Genomic DNA, 16,929 nt, shown 5'->3' with positions numbered 1-16,929 from the left:
AATTTTAAAAGCAATCTACTGGTTTTTCTTTCGCAAGTAATGCTTGAAGCTGTGCATCTGAGTCTTCAATGTGGCTTAAAATATCTAACAGCAATGTTGCATGGGTAGACTCTTTATTCATCGAATAAAACCGCCATTGGCCACTTCTGTTTTCTTTTAAAAGCCCTGCTTGTTTTAACTTCCGCAAATGTTGACTGATCGCTGGCTGACTCATGCCGAACATTTCAACAAATTGACATACACAGTACTTATTCGTCTCCACCAATTTCATCATCATTAGACGAGTTGGATCGCTGACAGCTTTCAAACAAGCTGTAACATCAGCTGCAGATTGTGTTGATAAAGTCTCCATGTAGATCCACTCCTTTGTATTAATTGTAAGCCAATAATATTATATAAGTCAAAACTTATACTTTTACTTTAGGGTGCATAGTTGCATGAACAAAATACTATTCATTCTTAAGTTGAATAGTATTACATTAACTAAAATGCTCGCGATAGCACCGAGTGAATAAATTCATATATAATTATCCAAATAGCTGTTCATCCTTTTATATAAATACTATTCATAATTAAATTCTATTTATTCATTTCTATTCATTCTGGCAATCTCTCGTTATTCATTGACTACCCATAAATCTTTCACTTCTATTTGCAAACTTATTGTCTGCCCTACACAAAGAATATCTGCTTGCTGACTCGTCAAACTACAAGTTAAATGACATTCTCCTACACTTATTTTGACTGAATAAAACCCATGATTAAACTTTATCTGTTCTACTGTTCCTTGAATTTGAATGCTGGATGCAAGTGTTGGTCTACCTTCTGTCACAAGTTGCATAGCCTCGGGTCGAACGATTAAACAGCTCAGACCATTCTTTGTAGTGGCATCAACTAAAAATTCAAAACTTCCATCAATAGAACGAAAATAGCCACTTTCAACGTTTCCTCTAATGATGTTTTTTAACCCAAGAAATGACGCTACTTTTGTAGTTAAAGGTTGTTCGTATATCTCTTTAGAACTGCCTACTTGTAATAACTCGCCATTACTCATCACAGCAATCCGATCTGACAATGAAAAAGCTTCTTCTCTGTCGTGCGTAACAAATAACACGGTGACACGAAACTCCAGTTGAATCCGGCTAAGCAAGTCGCGCATTTCTTCTCGCAATCCCGGATCTAACGCACTAAACGGTTCATCCATCAATAACACGCGCGGATTGGCTACTAACGCTCTCGCTAAAGCTACGCGCTGTTGTTGGCCACCGCTTAGTCTATCTGGAAAACGGCTGCCGTAGCCTTGCAGTCCGACATGTTCAAGCATATCTCGCGCTTTTGCTATTCGTTGTTTTTTATCAACTTTTTGCATTTTTAATCCGAAGGCGACATTGTCTTCTACCGTCATATGCGGAAACAATAACGATTGTTGAAAGACCATTGCAAAGTTTCGCGCTTCCGATGGAACTTGGGTGAAATTTTGATCGCCAATCCAAATTTCTCCGTTATCGGCCGGAAGTAATCCCGCAACCAGTTTTAATAAGCTAGTCTTGCCGCAACCAGAGGGTCCAAGCAATGAGAAAAACTCGCCTTCGTGAATCGTCAAGTTGATAGGATGTAACGAAAAGGCAGGATTGTCTTTTTGTTGCGGTTGTTTGTAATGTTTTTCCACATTGATTATTCGCAAATCGCTCATATTCTCACTCCTTTAGCCTTTGTTTGTTACGGCTTTTTTCTGTTGATAGTATTTTTTCAAAAGAACATCCAAACCGAACAATGTCATAATCGCCATTCCCGCAAACAATAAGGAATAGGCTGAAGCGATTGCAGGGTCACCACCGCTTATAAATGGAAACAACAATATGGATAACGTAACCACTTGACCAGAGCCAATGATAAAAGTGATTAAGTATTGACTTAAAGAAATTAATATACTTAAACTAGCTCCTGCGACAATACCCGGCAATAAATGGGGCAAGACCACCAAGGTAAACCGAGAAACAGGACCGGCTCCAAGCATGCGTGCTTGGTCTTCCCAATCGACCGATAAAGTTTGATAGCTAATCATAATGGCGCGCACCATATAAGGCAAAGTAGGCGAAATGTGAGCTAACACCACACCTACTATCGTTTCTGTTAATCCAAGTTTTAAAAACGTTAAATGAATGCCCATCACTGCTACAAAAGGTGGAATGATAATAGGCGCAAAGATAATGGCTTCCATTATCCATTTGCCGCGAAACGAATTGCGCACGAGTGCATTAGCAGCTGGTACCGCGAGAAGTATGTTTATGACCGTGACAATCAAAGCAATCAGTAAACTTACACCAACCGCTTGCCATGTGCCCGAACTGCCAAATAACACATAATCCCATGCACGAAGACTAATTGCATCTGGTAAGATTTCGGGCCACTGCCAACCAAATGACAAACTGGATAACACAAGCGGGATAAAAGGCAAGAACATTAGTAGGAATACCAGTAAGGATAGGCTGATTTTTATGAACATTTGAGGCTTCATCATCAATCCCACCCCTTTAAAGCGTTCCATCGTTTATTAACTGCGTAAACAACTAACCCCATAATTACGGTGAAACTTGCCAAAATGATATTGACTGCGAGTGCTTCTGGTCGGTCCGTTAACGTTCCACTTGTATAGAGTTGATAGGAATACACTGGTAACGTGCTTGGGTATGTAACACCAAGTAAAAACGGGACTTCAAAAGCAGAAAACGTAAAAACAAAAACGATAAATGTCGCAATCGTCCATGCAGGCATCATGACAGGAACAACAATTTCGCGTACATAATTCCAGCGACTTGCACCGAATACGCGTGACACATCACGCCACGAGCGATGGATTCGAGACAACACTGGATAAATCATTAGTGAAATAAATGGCGCTTCTTTCCAAGCATAAGTCAAGATGATGCCCCAACCAAATGAATCGTTTACCAAAACAGGAAACTCTGAGATTGTATCGATAAAGCCGAGATTGGTAGCAATTCGAGAAAGAAAACCACTTTGCATAAACAACAATACGATAATATAGCCACCAACTAGATGTGGAATCGTTAACGGCAATTGAAACAATCTGTACCAAATGGACGAACTACTACCATTAGCAGATTCGTTCATCATAAATAAAGAAATCGCAATAACTGCACCCAAAACTGCAGCAAGAAATGAAGACAATAATGCCACACGAAAGGTTAAATTAAACGATGCCCAAAATTCAGATGAGCTGAATAGATGGTGATAAGCTGTAAAGTTAAAATCAGTTTGATCAAGTGCCGGAAAATAGCCGAGACTTTTTAAAAATCCATCAAAAAGTCCCCCGAAAAACAGGAGGACGATGGTTCCGATGGTAGGAAACAACAAAAGATACGGTTTATTCTTTTGCCACATGTTGTAACCATCCTTTTTCGATAATTTCAATATAGTCTGATGATAGTTCTGGGAGTCGGTGCTCTTCTAATTCCGCTAATGACAAAGTGGCTACGCCTAAGTCGACCGCATTCATTGCGTCTTGTTGTTCAAGAGACAATAAATTTAAGTCAAGTGCAGACAAATCTCCCCAGTTTTCAGGAGATAGTTTCGCCGTTTGAGCTTCAGGTGACAACATTTCGTTGATAGCGACCATCGCTCCCGCTTTCGCAGAAGAATTGAATGGAATCGACAAAAAATGGGTATTAGAAAGAGTTCCACCGTCTAAAACAAATGTGCGGGTTGACTCAGGAAAACGACCTTTCAAGACTTCACTCGCAGCAAGTGCAGGGTCGTAACTCATCGTTATGCCAATTTCACCACTTGCATACAATTGATCTTGTTTCGCTAAACTTTCAGGATAGGTTTCTCCGCCCCGCCATAAATACGGCTCGATGCTATTTAAATAATCCCACATCGGCTCTAACCTTGTTTCTAAGTCCGTGATAGACGCAGCCGGTTGCTGGTATTGTTCATATCCACCTGTCGTTTCATACAACACGTGGCGGACAAAAGCACTGCCCGTAAAATCAGGTAACGCCGGATACGTAAACTGCCCTGGGTTTTCTTGAACCCATTCGGCTAATTCATCCGTAGATTTGGGTGGGTTTGGCGATTTGCTTTCATCATGCACAAAAACAAATTGCGCTTTGCCCCATGGGGCTTCGAGTCCTTCTACAGGTTCACCGAAATCATTAGCGATTTCAGGCGCATCTTTATCGATAAAATCGTTGAAATTCGGTAATTGCCCACTGAAACTACCCCACAACAAATCATTGTCTTTAGCCGTTTTGAAATTTTCACCGTTGATCCAAATGATGTCCATACTGCCATTCAACTTGCCAGCAAATTTTTCATCAACCAATTGATTGATGATGTCTTGAGAATCGTTCATCGGGACACGGTTTAATTCAACGTCATGGTCTTTTTTCAAGCGAGGTGCTACCCATTCATCGATATAACGATTAATGTTGTCGCTGCCACCCCACATATACATATTTACTTGCTGCTCTGTTGCGGAATCCGCAATCGTTTGCCAATCACTTGTCAGTAATTGATCTGTTTCTTTAGCTGTTTGATCATCCTCGTTTTGAGAACAAGCGGATAAAGTCAGCATTAGAAAGGCTGATGCTAAAAACACGGAGTTCTTCATTTTTTACACTTCCTAAATCCGTTGATAAAATGGCTGTTATTTATTGAGTGTTTGTTTTTTGTTCCACCGATTGCGTAAAGCAATTGGTACTACTGTTAGTATAACGAAAACAACGACGGCGAGAATGATGATTTTCGGGTTTCCGCTAACAAAACTACTGCCCAAAAAATTATAAGCAAACGTACCCGGGATAATTCCAATGAATGTAGCCAACGCGAAAGACGTAAAACGGACTTTGGCAAAAGCCGCGACATAACTGATTAAATCGAAATTAATGACGGGAATGAAACGAAATAACAAGACGTAGAAAAAGCCGTTTTGTTCCATTTGAGATTGAATTTTACCGACATTACCGGTCCGATATTTGCGAACAAAGCTTTTCCCTAAAGTTTTGGCAACGTAAAAAGATAACATGGCTCCAAGAGTCGCACCGATAATGGTGTAAAGTGTGCCTAGCCAAGCCCCAAATGCTAAGCCGCCCGCAATCGATAAAACCGATGCTGGAAAAAAGATGAGCGGCCGAACAGTATAAATGAGGATGTAAAAAATGGGAGACCATAAACCAAATGACAAAATCCAATTACGAAGATCGTTGGCATCTACTTGGAAAACTGAGCGGCTGAGCCAAATCGCGATGCCGATTAATGCAGCAATCCCAAACCATTTGGCTATTTGCAAGCCTTTGCTCTTTTTCATACGTTTCGCTTTTGAGCCAAAATGTTAAAGTATCGACTTCTCATGTCATCATAGCGCTCTCGGTTAACGCCCCAATCTGAATGACCTGCGCGAGAAGCTGACCGGAACTCAATTCGCTCTGCGGCATCATTAAAGTAAAATTCAATGTCGTCTTTAAATCTAAGGGGTTTGGATATAGCTACTGCCCGGACGTAATTTTTATCGTTTTGCTGAATGTGAATGTCATCATAATTTTCGAGCATCTCAATTAAACTTTGTTTTGCTCTATGTTTATTGCCGTTATAAGGCCATGCCGGTACATGCATGGCTTGCTCAGTTGTTTGAGACGAGATAGCGTTCGGTGTTGAAGGCATTTCTTTTAAACGGCCATTTTCCACGCCGAGTTTGGGTTTAATATTGTTGTGAACGAGTAAGTTTGCAATGCTGAGTCCAACTGCTGCTGCGGCTCCATAAATTCCAATTTTTTCTGCAGGTAATTCTCCAGCTTTCGCTTTGTTGAACGTTTTTACAACAGGTTGGTTTAATAAATTGTCTACGAAAACCTTTTTCCCGATTTTCACCAATACTTCACTATAAGTTGGGTACGGGTGAATTACACCTGATAATTTGCCCATATTAATGTTTAACGTTTTAATGGTTTGAATTTGGCTAATGATTTCACCTGCTCGATCACCAAGAATACTCGCTCCTAAAATATAGCCTTTTTTATCTAAAATCAGTTTCACTTTCCCGATGCTGTCTTTTTTCGTATTGGCACGGTCCAAGTCAGCATATTCGTGCTCGTATATACGAATGGAATCGCCGTATTTCTCACGGGCTTCTTCTTCGGACAAGCCGGATCTGCCGAGCTCAGGATCTGTATATGTACACCACGTCACATGCTCGTAGTCCATTTTTCGATTAATCGGTAAAATGGCATTTTGTGTTGCTAAAATTCCTTGTGCATTTGCCATATGCGACAGTTGATACGGACCAACCACATCGCCAATCGCATAAATGCCTTTTGCAGTCGTTTCTAAATGCTCGTCAACTTGAATGCTTTTCGAATTGAATTCGACACCGGCTGTTTTCAACCCATAGCCTTTAACATTTGCTTGACGACCAAGCGCTACTAGAAGCCCTTCCCCGCTAACCGTCATTTCACTACCGTCTTTTTCGATGATTAAATCAATGATTTCTCCATTTTGCTCTGCACGAACAGCAGTAGCGCAGGTATGAATCGTTACACCTTCATCGATTAAACGTTGCTGAATCATCAACACGAGCTCTTCCTCGTCTTTTGGTAAAATTCGCTCGAACTTTTCTACAAGTGTTACGTTAACTCCAAGACGATTTAATGCTTGGCTCAGTTCTACACCAATTGCTCCGCCACCGAGAATAGTCATCGTTTTCGGGAATGTTTTTTGAGTAAAAATGGTTTCATTCGTCAAATAAGAAACTTGATCTAACCCGTCAATTGGCGGCACCATTGGAGAAGATCCTGTCGAAAGAATGATTTTCTTCGCTTCAATGCGTTCGTTATCTACTTCTAATGCATGAGGTTCGATGAATTTCGCATAGCTATTAATAAAATCAATGCCAGATTCTTTTAGCACTTCTGGGGATTCGCCTGCATAGACTTTTTGAATGACGTCTTGAATGTCTGCTAAAACAACTGAAGTGTCTACTTGTAAATTCGGGGTATATTTTTTCGCATGATGTACTTCTTTTGCGATATTAATAAGTGATTTACTTGGAATACAGCCCGACCATGTACATTCTCCGCCAGGTAAGTTTTTATCGATTAGTACGACGCTTTTAGAAAACCCTGCTGCTGTAAAAGCAGCAGTTAATCCGGCTGCGCCAGCTCCTATTATGGCAATATCATATTTTTTAACCATTTATATCATTTCCTTTCTTTTTTAAAATTAAATCCATTTTAACAATAAAGAACACTAACTTTCGCCTAATCGCTCTCAACAACTTATAGTTAGTTCGAACCGGTATTTTGAATCGAGTGGGGTTACGGGTTACAATTGAGAACATAACTTACACTTGAAATATCCTAAAAGACGAAAAGGTGAACCTGATGCTCGATACCCATGCACGAAAACATGTACAACCTATTGTTGATAAATCAGCTGATTTCTTACTGAAAAGAGGCTTTACAGCCAATGGCGTGACCAAAATCGCATTAGCTATCGGCCTTTCATCAGGTCTCTTCATTTACCTCGATCAACCTCTTTGGGCAGTCATTGTACTTTGGTTATCTGGCTATTTGGATGTTGTTGATGGGACCATGGCCCGAAAAACCAAACTTTCTCCTTGGGGAACATTATTAGATATTAGCTTTGACCGCATAGTAGAAATTAGCGTGATTTTAGGACTAGCCTTTCGCTTTCCAGACGCCATGTGGGCGCTATTATTGTTAAGCACCTCCATTATCGTTGCCATGACTGTCTTTCTAACTGTGGGGGCTTTGTCCGATAAAAACGGCGTTAAGTCTTTCTACTATCAAGCGGGGCTAGCTGAAAGAACAGAAGGCTTTATATTGTTTACCCTAATGATTGTCTTTTCAACATATTTAATAGCCATTACCTTGGTTTTTATCGCGATTCAACTTTTCACCATTTACCAACGAATGGCTGAAGCGAAACGAATTTTAAAGTAGATAGGAGTAGTGAGACATGAAGACACTTGTATTAGTAGGAGGCGGACATGCACATTTGCACTGCCTAGAACAATTAAAGAATGATGTTCGAAATGACTGGCGTGTCTTGTTAATCTCACCGTCCCCTTATCAATATTATTCGGGAATGTTTTCTGGATATACAGAAGGCGTGTATAGTTTGGATGATATTCGGATTGACTTAATCAAATTATGCCAAAACATTGGTGTTGAATTTAGTGAAGATGCAATTACTGCTGTTGATGCAAATGCTCAAGAGCTAAGGGGTGCAAACGGCGCGGTTTATACGTATGATTTCGTATCGTTTGATATTGGCTCTCAAACTGCTGTTCCAGAAGCGATTAAAAATCATGCATTATCGATCAAACCGAATTACCGCTTCCCCGATCACCTAGTAAAGACTCGAGAATCTGTCCATCCGGTAATAGTGGGAGGCGGTGCATCAGGTGTAGAACTAGCATTTTCAATCCTGTCTTGGCGAAAACAAAATCAGTTGTCTAACAATGTTGCGTTGTTTAGTTCTACTGATTTATTGGTTAGTCAAGGAGCTGCAGCTTCAAAGAAAATTGAAACGATTGCTACGCAAAAAAGATTGCCGTTTTATTCAGGTACGGGGATTGAGTCTGTTGATGAAAATAACGTCACAACAAGCGCAGGCGATAGTCATCCGCAATCAGAAGTCTTATGGCTAACAGGCCCGAAAAGTTTCGATTTATTCCAAACCTCCGGATTGCCTACTGATGAGAACGGCTATTTGCTAGTGAACGAGATGTTGCAAAACAATCAACATCCTGAAATTTTCGGAGCTGGAGATTGTGTCACCATTGATCAGTACCCTGCTCTAGCTAAAAACGGCGTTTACGCTGTTCGACAAGGTCCAATTCTTTGGGAAAACTTAAAAAAGAGCTTATCTAAAGGCCAATTAGTGCGGTTCACCCCTCAAAAAAGATATGTATCAATACTGTCTACAGGCGATGGCGAAGCTTTTTTATCTTATGGAAACCAACTTTTTCATGGCAAAATCCCGTGGAAGATCAAACAGTATATTGACCGTAAATTTATGAAACGGTATAAAGATCTTTACGAATAAACGCGACCATTATGCTGCAGAAGAAGCACACAATCTGACGATGAAGTATATACACAAAACAACACTGGCTAAAACAAGTAATCTTAAATGTACTTAGTTATGAGGTCATATTTTAAATAAGACAAGGCCAACTGGACATTTCCAGTTGGCCTTGTCTTTGCTCATTCAGTTGTGTGAATAAGTTTACCTTCTTCTTTTAAAACTTCTTCAAAAGAAACTACTAAATTTTAATCGCAGTGCGTGCTAGCCGTTTTTTTAGTTTGGCAATTGATACATGGTCTTCTAATGCTTTTCGGTAGACACGATCTTCTAGCATTGCATTAAACGTATCACTTACTCCAATAGGAAGTTTTTAATAAGATTAAATTTATCATAAAGTATACAGAGCCATTAAACCTTTGCTCCAAATTATTTATGCCAATAATTAGTACTCAAGACATCAGCAAATGCTTCGACAGTCAGGTAAAGTTCTTCTACCGTATTATCAACTCCACCTATCTCAATAATAACCGCGTTGGCAGCTAAGTCCTGATTGTAAACGCCGTTTCCTTGGCTCTTATCTTTTTCTAGTATTCCTTTTGATAAGTTAGGATATTGTGTTTCTAGCTGCAGTTGCAATTCTTTTGCGAAAGACAAGTTTTTTTCAAACTCTTTATGTCCTGTACCCACTATAAAAAGTAACCGTGCATAATCGCTTCCGTTTACGTTGACCGTTGTGGAATCTTTGCGCAAAGAATCTCGGTGGATATCTATGAAAATTTCTAAGTTCGGATTATCTTGTATTGCTGCTTTTACTTGTTCCCCCGACACAAAGTATGAACTTCCGTAGTCCATTCCTCTTGAATCCAGTTCTTGGACAATATCTGAAGAATTTACCGTTGTTCCTATTCCTCTTCGTTCTAGCGCTTTTCCTAGCATCTTCCCCACTAAAGTTACATTTGCTTTTGAATGAAAAGCTTCTTCAGGCTCAACTACGTTTTTTAAATATGGTAAAAATGCTTCTCTACTATGACTCTGATAAATATAGATGACGTCTTTGTCAAAAGTTGAATGTCCCGTGTCGATATTCGTACCAGAACTTATAGTATCAAACAGCTCTTCATTAAAATCTAATGATAACTCCTTTTCATCTATAAAAGTTTTCATAGGCGGCTGAAATTCATCACTTGATAGCTGCCCGGTTTCTAAACTGGAATCTACTCTAGAGTCGGTAGCGTTTTGTTTTTCTGCAAACGGATTGAGTAACTTAAAATAAAATGATGACTTGTTTGTATCGGTCGAATCCGACAAATTCGGGTTATTAGATTGCGCACTACTTGTGGCATCATTTTTTAAACCTGTGTAGACGAATGCTAAAGCAATTAGCAATAAACTGGCTATGAAGATGATCAGTATATAGAAGAATCCTGTTAATTTCGAGATTTTCTTTTTGCTTTTTATTGGTGTATTAGTTAGTTCATTTTTTTCCGACACTTTTTGCCCTACTTTACAATAGAATTTAAAGAAGAAAAAACAATCGTCACTTGTTAACTGGAACGATTGTTTAAAATGTTTACCATATATATTGGGCTGGATCCACAGCGTTTGATCTTGATCCATTCCAAGGCCCTACGTGCACTTCAAAATGTACATGAGTTCCAGTCGAACGCCCCGTGTTCCCCATTCCTCCAACTTGTTGACCTTGTGAAACAAATTGACTGATCGAAACGTTTATCGAGTTCAAGTGTGCATAAACTGTCGCATGGGTTTGACCGTTGATAGAGTGTGTAAGAATTACCACGTTGCCATATCCGCCCATTACTCCTGCAAAAGAGACATAACCATCTGCCGCTGCGACAACCGATGTTCCTGTTGCATTCGCAATATCATAGCCTAAATGTGTTTCAGCTCCATCTCCAATGTCACGCCCCCCAAAGCCAGAAGTGTGGCGTCCCGCTGCTGGTCTAATAAGAGGAGAGTTTTCAATCTTATTCGCGACATTCGCTGTTGATTGATTGCTGGTTGCTAGACGTAACCGCTCTTCTTCGGCTGCTTTTCGTTTACGTTCTTCTTCAGCTTTTCTAGCCAATTCAGCAAGGCGGGCTTGTTCGGCAATGATTTGTTTTTCTAGTTTCTCGCTAAGTTCCAATTCCTCTTCAAACCGATTTTCTAATTCGGATTTTGCTTTTGCTAATCGCTGTTGTTCCGCTGATAACTCTACAACAAATTCAGCATGTTCTTTCTTTTGAGCTGCTATTGAATCGTTCAGTTCTTTAAGTTTGGATTGCCGATTTTTTTGCTCTACAAGTTTGGATTCCACGATTGTTTTTTGTTTAGCTAATAGTTTAGTATCTTCAACTTGTTGCAACATGATTTCACGATCTGCTTCTATTAATGTGTTTACAGCTGAGAATCGGTCGATAAAATCGATAAAACTATTGGCACTTAACAATACATCGATATAATCAATCGATCCGCCACTCATTTGAATAGCACGTGCACGCTCTTTTAACAATTCTGTGCGCTCCGCTATTTTGTTTTCAAATGCTTTAATTGATGCTTCCACCTCATCAATTTCAATTTTTCGTTGATTAATTTCTTCTTGAATTTCCGTGATATAATATTCCATTTCGTTAATCTTATTCGTTAATTCTGTAATTTTCTCCATAATTTCAAACAACGTTATTTGATTCGTATTTATGGCATTTGTTTTTTCTTTAATTCCAGAATGCAATTCACTTTTATTTTGTTCGGTTTCTTGCTGCTTTTTCTCAAGCACGCTTAATGTAGTTGCATTTGGTGTTGGTGCGTACATGGAAAGGGCCAATACAATTGAAATATTAGTTACCACCCATTTTGATTTTGTCTTCAAGTTTGTGCCCCCTTCCATCTACCTAATTCCTTTTCAATCTTTTACATCTTTAATTTCATATTACAGGAAATTTATCAAGAAGCTATCTAATAATGAAAAAAAGGGGGAAGATTCATATTTTTTCTAGTATTATTTGTTGAAATAAAAAAATACCCCGTTATTGTTAGTTACTTATAACAATAACGGGGTATTTTATTCCTCATACTATGCTTTTAATAGCTTCGCATTAATGGCAACAATGATGGTGCTTAAACTCATTAATACTGCACCCACTGCCGGACTCACAATAATTCCCCACGGGGCTAGAACACCGGCAGCTAATGGAATGGCAAATATATTGTAGCCTGTTGCCCACCATAAATTCTGTACCATTTTCCTGTAAGTTTTTTTCGATAAATCCATTAATTCAACAACATCATTCGGATTGCTTCGAACAAGGATGACGTCAGCTGTTTCCATTGCTACATCCGTTCCAGCACCAATAGCAATTCCTAAATGTGCGGTCGCAAGCGCTGGTGCGTCATTGACACCATCTCCAGTCATTGCCACTTTCCAACCTTTATCTTTAATCTTTTTGATTTGGTTGGCTTTGTCCTCTGGGAGCACTTCTGCGTAAACTTCGTCAATGCCGAGTTGTTTAGCTACCCAATCGGCAACTTTTTGATTGTCTCCAGTCAACATAATTGAATGAATGCCTTGTTCTTTTAATGCTGATACGGCTTCTTTAGCAGTTTCTCTTACGATATCAGCTAATGCAACCATTCCAGCGAGTTGATCTTTGACTAATACAAATACAACTGTTTTCCCTTCTTCTGATAACTCATTAAACATATGTTCATCAAAACTTAGATTATTATCAGTCACATATCTAGGGCTCACTACATTTATTTTCTGACCTTCTACTTGTCCTTGAATGCCTTTTCCAGTAATCGATTCAAAGTCGGTCACTCTTTTCAGCTCAAGTCTTTGATCTTTAGCAGAATTCACAATACCAGTTGCAATGGGATGCTCTGAATTTTGTTCAATCGCAGCAGCAAACTGCAGAACCTCATCTTCTGTGTAATCGCCGCTAGGTATAATATTGGTTACGCCGAACTCGCCTTTTGTTAACGTGCCTGTTTTATCAAAAACAACAGCGTTTAAATGGCGTGCGTCTTCAAATCCTGCGCGATTTCGAATTAATAATCCTTTTTTAGCCGAAATCGAAGTTGAAACGGCGACCACCAGCGGAGCAGCTAATCCTAATGCATGAGGACATGTAATAACCATAACTGTTACCATTCGTTCTACTGCCACATCCACAGGGTAACCAAGTAATATCCACACAGAAAATGTTACAAGTCCTGCCACTATAGCTAAGTAAAATAGCCATTTAGCTGCGCGATTCGTTAAATCTTGTGTTTTAGATTTTGACTCTTGCGCTTCTTTCACCATTTTGACGACTTGTGATAAATAGGATGCTTCTCCTGTTTTTTCAACTTCGACTGTTAAAGAACCTTCATTATTTACTGAACCACCTATAACTTGGTTGCCTTCTTCTTTTTCAATAGGAAGTGATTCACCTGTCAACATAGATTCATCTACTGTTGACTTCCCTTCAATAATCAATCCATCTACTGGGATTTTTTCGCCTGGTTTGATTAACAATCGATCGTTGTTTTGAATTTCAGCTAACGGTACATCATGAACTTTGTTATTCTCGTCTAGTTTATGTGCTTCACTTGGCATGAGTTGGATTAATTCCTCTAAAGCATTAGAAGCTCCCATAATCGAACGCATTTCTATCCAATGACCAAGCAACATAATAACAACTAATGTAGCCAATTCCCAAAACAACTGATTGCCGTCCCAACCAAAGACGACCATTGTACTGTATCCATAAGCTATGGTAATTGCTAAAGCGATTAAGGTCATCATGCCAGGATTTTTATCTTTAAGCTCACGAATTCCTCCTGTTAAAAATGGCCATCCTCCATAAAAGAAAACGATAGTTGATAAGACAAATAAAATATACAGATCATTGTCAAAGCGCCAATCGACTCCTAAAAAATGTTGAATCATAGGAGATAATGCTAAAATCGGAAGAGTTAAAATCAGGGAAATAAAAAACCGTTTTTTAAAATCTGCAACCATATCACCATGTCCACCGTGTCCTTGATGATCATGATTTGAATGATCTTCACTTTCACTCATTTCTGTGTGACTATGCTCATGTTCTGGTACATGTTTTTCATGATCGTCATGTGAGTTGTTGGAATTCATCGTAACCACCCCTTATTTTTATTGATTGCTTTTAATCTATAAAGGAAATATCACATTGTGTTATTGTACATTGCCTCCGTCAAGTAACGACATCCAAGTCGTTGCATTATCTTTTGTTAAAAATACTTCTCCTTGCATTGTATATATCCCAATTTCATCTTTATTAGTAGGATTTTGAGAAATAAAGGAAACTTCATCTTGTATAAGATTTGGAAAATTAACTTTTTCTTCTTTTTTATTCGCCACTGTATATTTTGTCAACATGGCATTTTCTCCATAGCTTGCATACAACAATTCGTTTTCATTAAAGAAAACTGCTGTTCCGCGATCAGCCTCATTTGTAATTCGATCGAACTGTTCGCCGCCATCTTCTGAGACGTATATCCCTTTAGATGTCGCTGCTGCAACTATATTGGAATTGGTCGGATGTAGAGCAAGCGCTGAAACTTCACCTTCTAATCCTTCCGCATTTACAGGCTCCCATTGCTTGTCCTCTCTCGATAGTTTGTAAAAACCAGCGGCTAACTCAGAGTTCGCTTGTGGATTTAACAAGAATATGTCTTGGCTAATATATCCGACAGCCAATGCATGAAAATCCGTTTCCCCTTCGAAAGCAATATGCTCCAGAGATTTTCCGCCATCTAAACTTTTTTGAATCCCAAGTGGATTTGGCATATCAGAATCAGCACTAGGATGCCCTGATGTATAAAACCCTTGGTCTATTGCGTTAAATCCCATATAATCGAAAAAATCGTCAGAAATGGTAAACCAGTTGCCCTCACGATAAATTTTCATCCCTGTATGAGCTGCAAAATACAACCCATTGTTGTTTCCTGCATAGCCCATCCCGTGGACATGATTTAGTTCACCTGAAAATGTAATTTCTTTTTTTGAATCTGTGTTGTTACTACAACCTGATAAAATTACTGTACTCAAAAAAAATACCCATCCCAATTTCTTTAAAGTCATCGTTCTCCCTCTCTCTATACAATCAGTTCTCTCTCAAGTGTAAAGGAAATATTTTGATTTTTTGTGCAGATTGAATTCTTTTAGCCTTATCCATATATCCATAAGAATGCCCCTATTCCTGCACGTGTTATGCATATCTTTTAGGTAAAGTACCAGTATATACGAAAGAAAGAAGGGTTAACGATGAATTACAAAAATAAATTGATAGGAATATTGCTTTTTTTAGCTATAACCTTATCTGCTTGTTCCGGTAACAATGGTGGGATGAATTCAAATATGATGAGCGAAGAAGATTATGACCAAGGTATGGGGGGATAAATCAAGGTGGTATGGGTTCAATGATGAATCATGGTAATGTGCCTTCCCTTGCATCTTCTGAAGGATTAAACGAATTGGCAATCCCTCCATTACTCGAAAAGCAAAAAGATCAAAATTACGATTATGAAGTTGTTGCACAAGAAGGAACTACTGAATTCTTTAAAGGAGTTTCAACAGAGACATACGGATATAACGGTAATTTGCTTGGCCCTACCCTTACAATAGAAGAAGGAAAAAAGGTGGTCGTCAAAATCACCAATGATTTAAATGAACCGACTACATTTCATTGGCACGGTCTTGAAGTTCCAAGTGAAATTGATGGTGGCCCTAGTGATGAAATCCAACCAGGTGAAAGTCGAATCGTCACATTAGAAGCCGACCAGCCAGCCGCCACCTTGTGGTATCATCCACACGTTCATGAAATGACTGCTGAGCAAGTGTATAGAGGATTATCAGGTATGTTGCTTATCGATAGCTCCGATAAGGAAAATCCAACTATACCAAACGAATATGGAGTCAATGATATTCCACTGATTTTCCAAGATCGTCTTTTTGATGAAGACAAGCAGTTGAATTACAATCAACTTATGAATGAAGATGGTACGTTAGGGGACGTTTCTATTGTTAATGGCACAGTCAATCCTAAATTAACGATTACGGAACCGATTATGCGTTTCCGTCTATTAAATGGATCGAATGCGCGGAACTACACATTCAGTCTAAGCAATGGCGCTAGCTTTACTCAAATTGCTTCTGACGGCAGTTTGCTCGATGAACCTGTTGAGACTCAAGAATTAACACTAGCAGCATCAGAGCGCGCAGAAATTTTAATCGACTTTTCAAAACTAACAACCGAAGAATCGCTTGCCATCATTAATGATGAAGGTGTCGAATTGTTGCCATTTGATTTAGAACTTGACGGTTCTACCGCAGATTCAACTGAAATGTGGACAACTGAAGAGCCATTCCTATCGCAAGAGGAAAAAGAAATGCCTGTTGAAAAAAATATCGAATTGTTTGGCATGATGGACATGGTTACGATTAACGGCAAGAAGTTTGATGCTGATCGCATTGACTTACGCCAAGAACAAGGCGTAACTGAAGTGTGGGAAGTATACAATAAAAGGGATATGATGGGTGGTATGATTCACCCGTTCCACATTCATGGGACTCAATTCAAAGTTATATCTCGTGATGGTAAAAAAGTGGATCCAGACGAACAAGGATTAAAAGACAGTGTATTAGTTAATCCCGGAGAAAGAGTAAAACTGCTCGTCACTTTCCCAGAAAAAGGTGTGTACGTATTTCATTGTCATATTTTAGAACATGAAGACAATGGCATGATGGGACAAATTGAAATCTATTAAATAATAAAAAATACCCCCGAAAAGTTAAGGTTCACCTAACTTTTCGGGGGTATTTATATGATCAGTTTTACA

General features: G+C 39.1%; 15 protein-coding genes. 4 read left to right on the top strand and 11 right to left on the bottom strand.

Annotation, left to right across the window (positions count from 1 at the left end; translation table 11 throughout):
• Window positions 1–4: 4 nt before the first annotated feature.
• From BBI08_RS08490 to BBI08_RS08460, 7 genes are all read right to left on the bottom strand, one after another.
• Window positions 5–352, bottom strand: a complete 348-nt coding sequence (locus BBI08_RS08490) for an ArsR/SmtB family transcription factor (RefSeq protein WP_008496378.1) — start codon at window positions 350–352, stop codon at window positions 5–7.
• Between the two features lie 264 nt (window positions 353–616).
• Complete coding sequence (locus BBI08_RS08485; RefSeq protein WP_065527975.1) at window positions 617–1,693, bottom strand: ABC transporter ATP-binding protein; 1,077 nt, start codon at window positions 1,691–1,693, stop codon at window positions 617–619.
• 12 nt (window positions 1,694–1,705) lie between these two features.
• Window positions 1,706–2,521: an ABC transporter permease gene (locus BBI08_RS08480; RefSeq protein WP_065527974.1), complete on the bottom strand. Its 816-nt coding sequence runs from the start codon at window positions 2,519–2,521 to the stop codon at window positions 1,706–1,708.
• Entirely contained in the window at window positions 2,521–3,405 is an 885-nt protein-coding gene (locus tag BBI08_RS08475; RefSeq protein WP_008496374.1) for an ABC transporter permease, read from the bottom strand. Before BBI08_RS08475 ends, BBI08_RS08480 begins: the two co-directional genes overlap by 1 nt.
• Window positions 3,389–4,636, bottom strand: coding sequence for an ABC transporter substrate-binding protein (locus BBI08_RS08470; protein WP_008496373.1), 1,248 nt, complete (start codon window positions 4,634–4,636; stop codon window positions 3,389–3,391). The genes BBI08_RS08475 and BBI08_RS08470 overlap by 17 nt, the downstream gene beginning before the upstream one ends.
• A gap of 36 nt (window positions 4,637–4,672) precedes the next feature.
• Complete coding sequence (locus tag BBI08_RS08465; protein WP_008496372.1) at window positions 4,673–5,332, bottom strand: TVP38/TMEM64 family protein; 660 nt, start codon at window positions 5,330–5,332, stop codon at window positions 4,673–4,675.
• Window positions 5,329–7,212, bottom strand: a complete 1,884-nt coding sequence (locus tag BBI08_RS08460; RefSeq protein ID WP_008496371.1) for an FAD-dependent oxidoreductase — start codon at window positions 7,210–7,212, stop codon at window positions 5,329–5,331. Before BBI08_RS08460 ends, BBI08_RS08465 begins: the two co-directional genes overlap by 4 nt.
• Before the next feature lie 188 nt (window positions 7,213–7,400).
• Here BBI08_RS08460 and BBI08_RS08455 point away from each other — a divergent pair, with 188 nt between their 5' ends.
• Both BBI08_RS08455 and BBI08_RS08450 read left to right on the top strand, forming a co-directional pair.
• Entirely contained in the window at window positions 7,401–7,982 is a 582-nt protein-coding gene (locus BBI08_RS08455; protein ID WP_008496370.1) for a CDP-alcohol phosphatidyltransferase family protein, read from the top strand.
• A 16-nt stretch (window positions 7,983–7,998) separates the two neighbouring features.
• Complete coding sequence (locus BBI08_RS08450; protein WP_065527973.1) at window positions 7,999–9,090, top strand: FAD-dependent oxidoreductase; 1,092 nt, start codon at window positions 7,999–8,001, stop codon at window positions 9,088–9,090.
• 408 nt (window positions 9,091–9,498) lie between these two features.
• On the opposite strand, the gene spoIIP is transcribed toward BBI08_RS08450, so the two are convergent.
• From spoIIP to BBI08_RS08430, 4 genes are all read right to left on the bottom strand, one after another.
• Window positions 9,499–10,563 (bottom strand): stage II sporulation protein P, encoded by a 1,065-nt coding sequence (gene spoIIP, locus BBI08_RS08445; protein WP_040850371.1) that lies wholly within the window; start codon window positions 10,561–10,563, stop codon window positions 9,499–9,501.
• Window positions 10,564–10,642: 79 nt separating this feature from the next.
• Window positions 10,643–11,941 carry a murein hydrolase activator EnvC family protein gene (locus tag BBI08_RS08440; protein WP_156874342.1) on the bottom strand — a complete coding sequence of 433 codons (1,299 nt, stop codon included), beginning with the start codon at window positions 11,939–11,941 and terminating at the stop codon, window positions 10,643–10,645.
• 204 nt (window positions 11,942–12,145) lie between these two features.
• Entirely contained in the window at window positions 12,146–14,203 is a 2,058-nt protein-coding gene (locus BBI08_RS08435) for a heavy metal translocating P-type ATPase (RefSeq protein WP_065527971.1), read from the bottom strand.
• 60 nt (window positions 14,204–14,263) lie between these two features.
• Window positions 14,264–15,172 (bottom strand): F510_1955 family glycosylhydrolase, encoded by a 909-nt coding sequence (locus tag BBI08_RS08430; RefSeq protein ID WP_065527970.1) that lies wholly within the window; start codon window positions 15,170–15,172, stop codon window positions 14,264–14,266.
• A gap of 183 nt (window positions 15,173–15,355) precedes the next feature.
• On the opposite strand from BBI08_RS08430, the gene BBI08_RS17365 reads away from it, so the two are divergent.
• Together BBI08_RS17365 and BBI08_RS08425 are read left to right on the top strand one after the other, a co-directional pair.
• Window positions 15,356–15,490, top strand: coding sequence for a hypothetical protein (locus tag BBI08_RS17365; protein ID WP_257785804.1), 135 nt, complete (start codon window positions 15,356–15,358; stop codon window positions 15,488–15,490).
• A 20-nt stretch (window positions 15,491–15,510) separates the two neighbouring features.
• The gene (locus BBI08_RS08425; protein WP_237146583.1) at window positions 15,511–16,857 is read left to right on the top strand and encodes a multicopper oxidase family protein; all 1,347 of its coding nucleotides are present in this window, start codon (window positions 15,511–15,513) and stop codon (window positions 16,855–16,857) included.
• The last annotated feature ends 72 nt before the right edge of the window (window positions 16,858–16,929 follow it).

Source organism: Planococcus halocryophilus (assembly GCF_001687585.2).
Taxonomy (GTDB): Bacteria; Bacillota; Bacilli; order Bacillales_A; family Planococcaceae; genus Planococcus; species Planococcus halocryophilus.
Note: the sequence above shows the minus strand (reverse complement) of the source record. Positions and strands in the feature narration are given on the sequence as shown.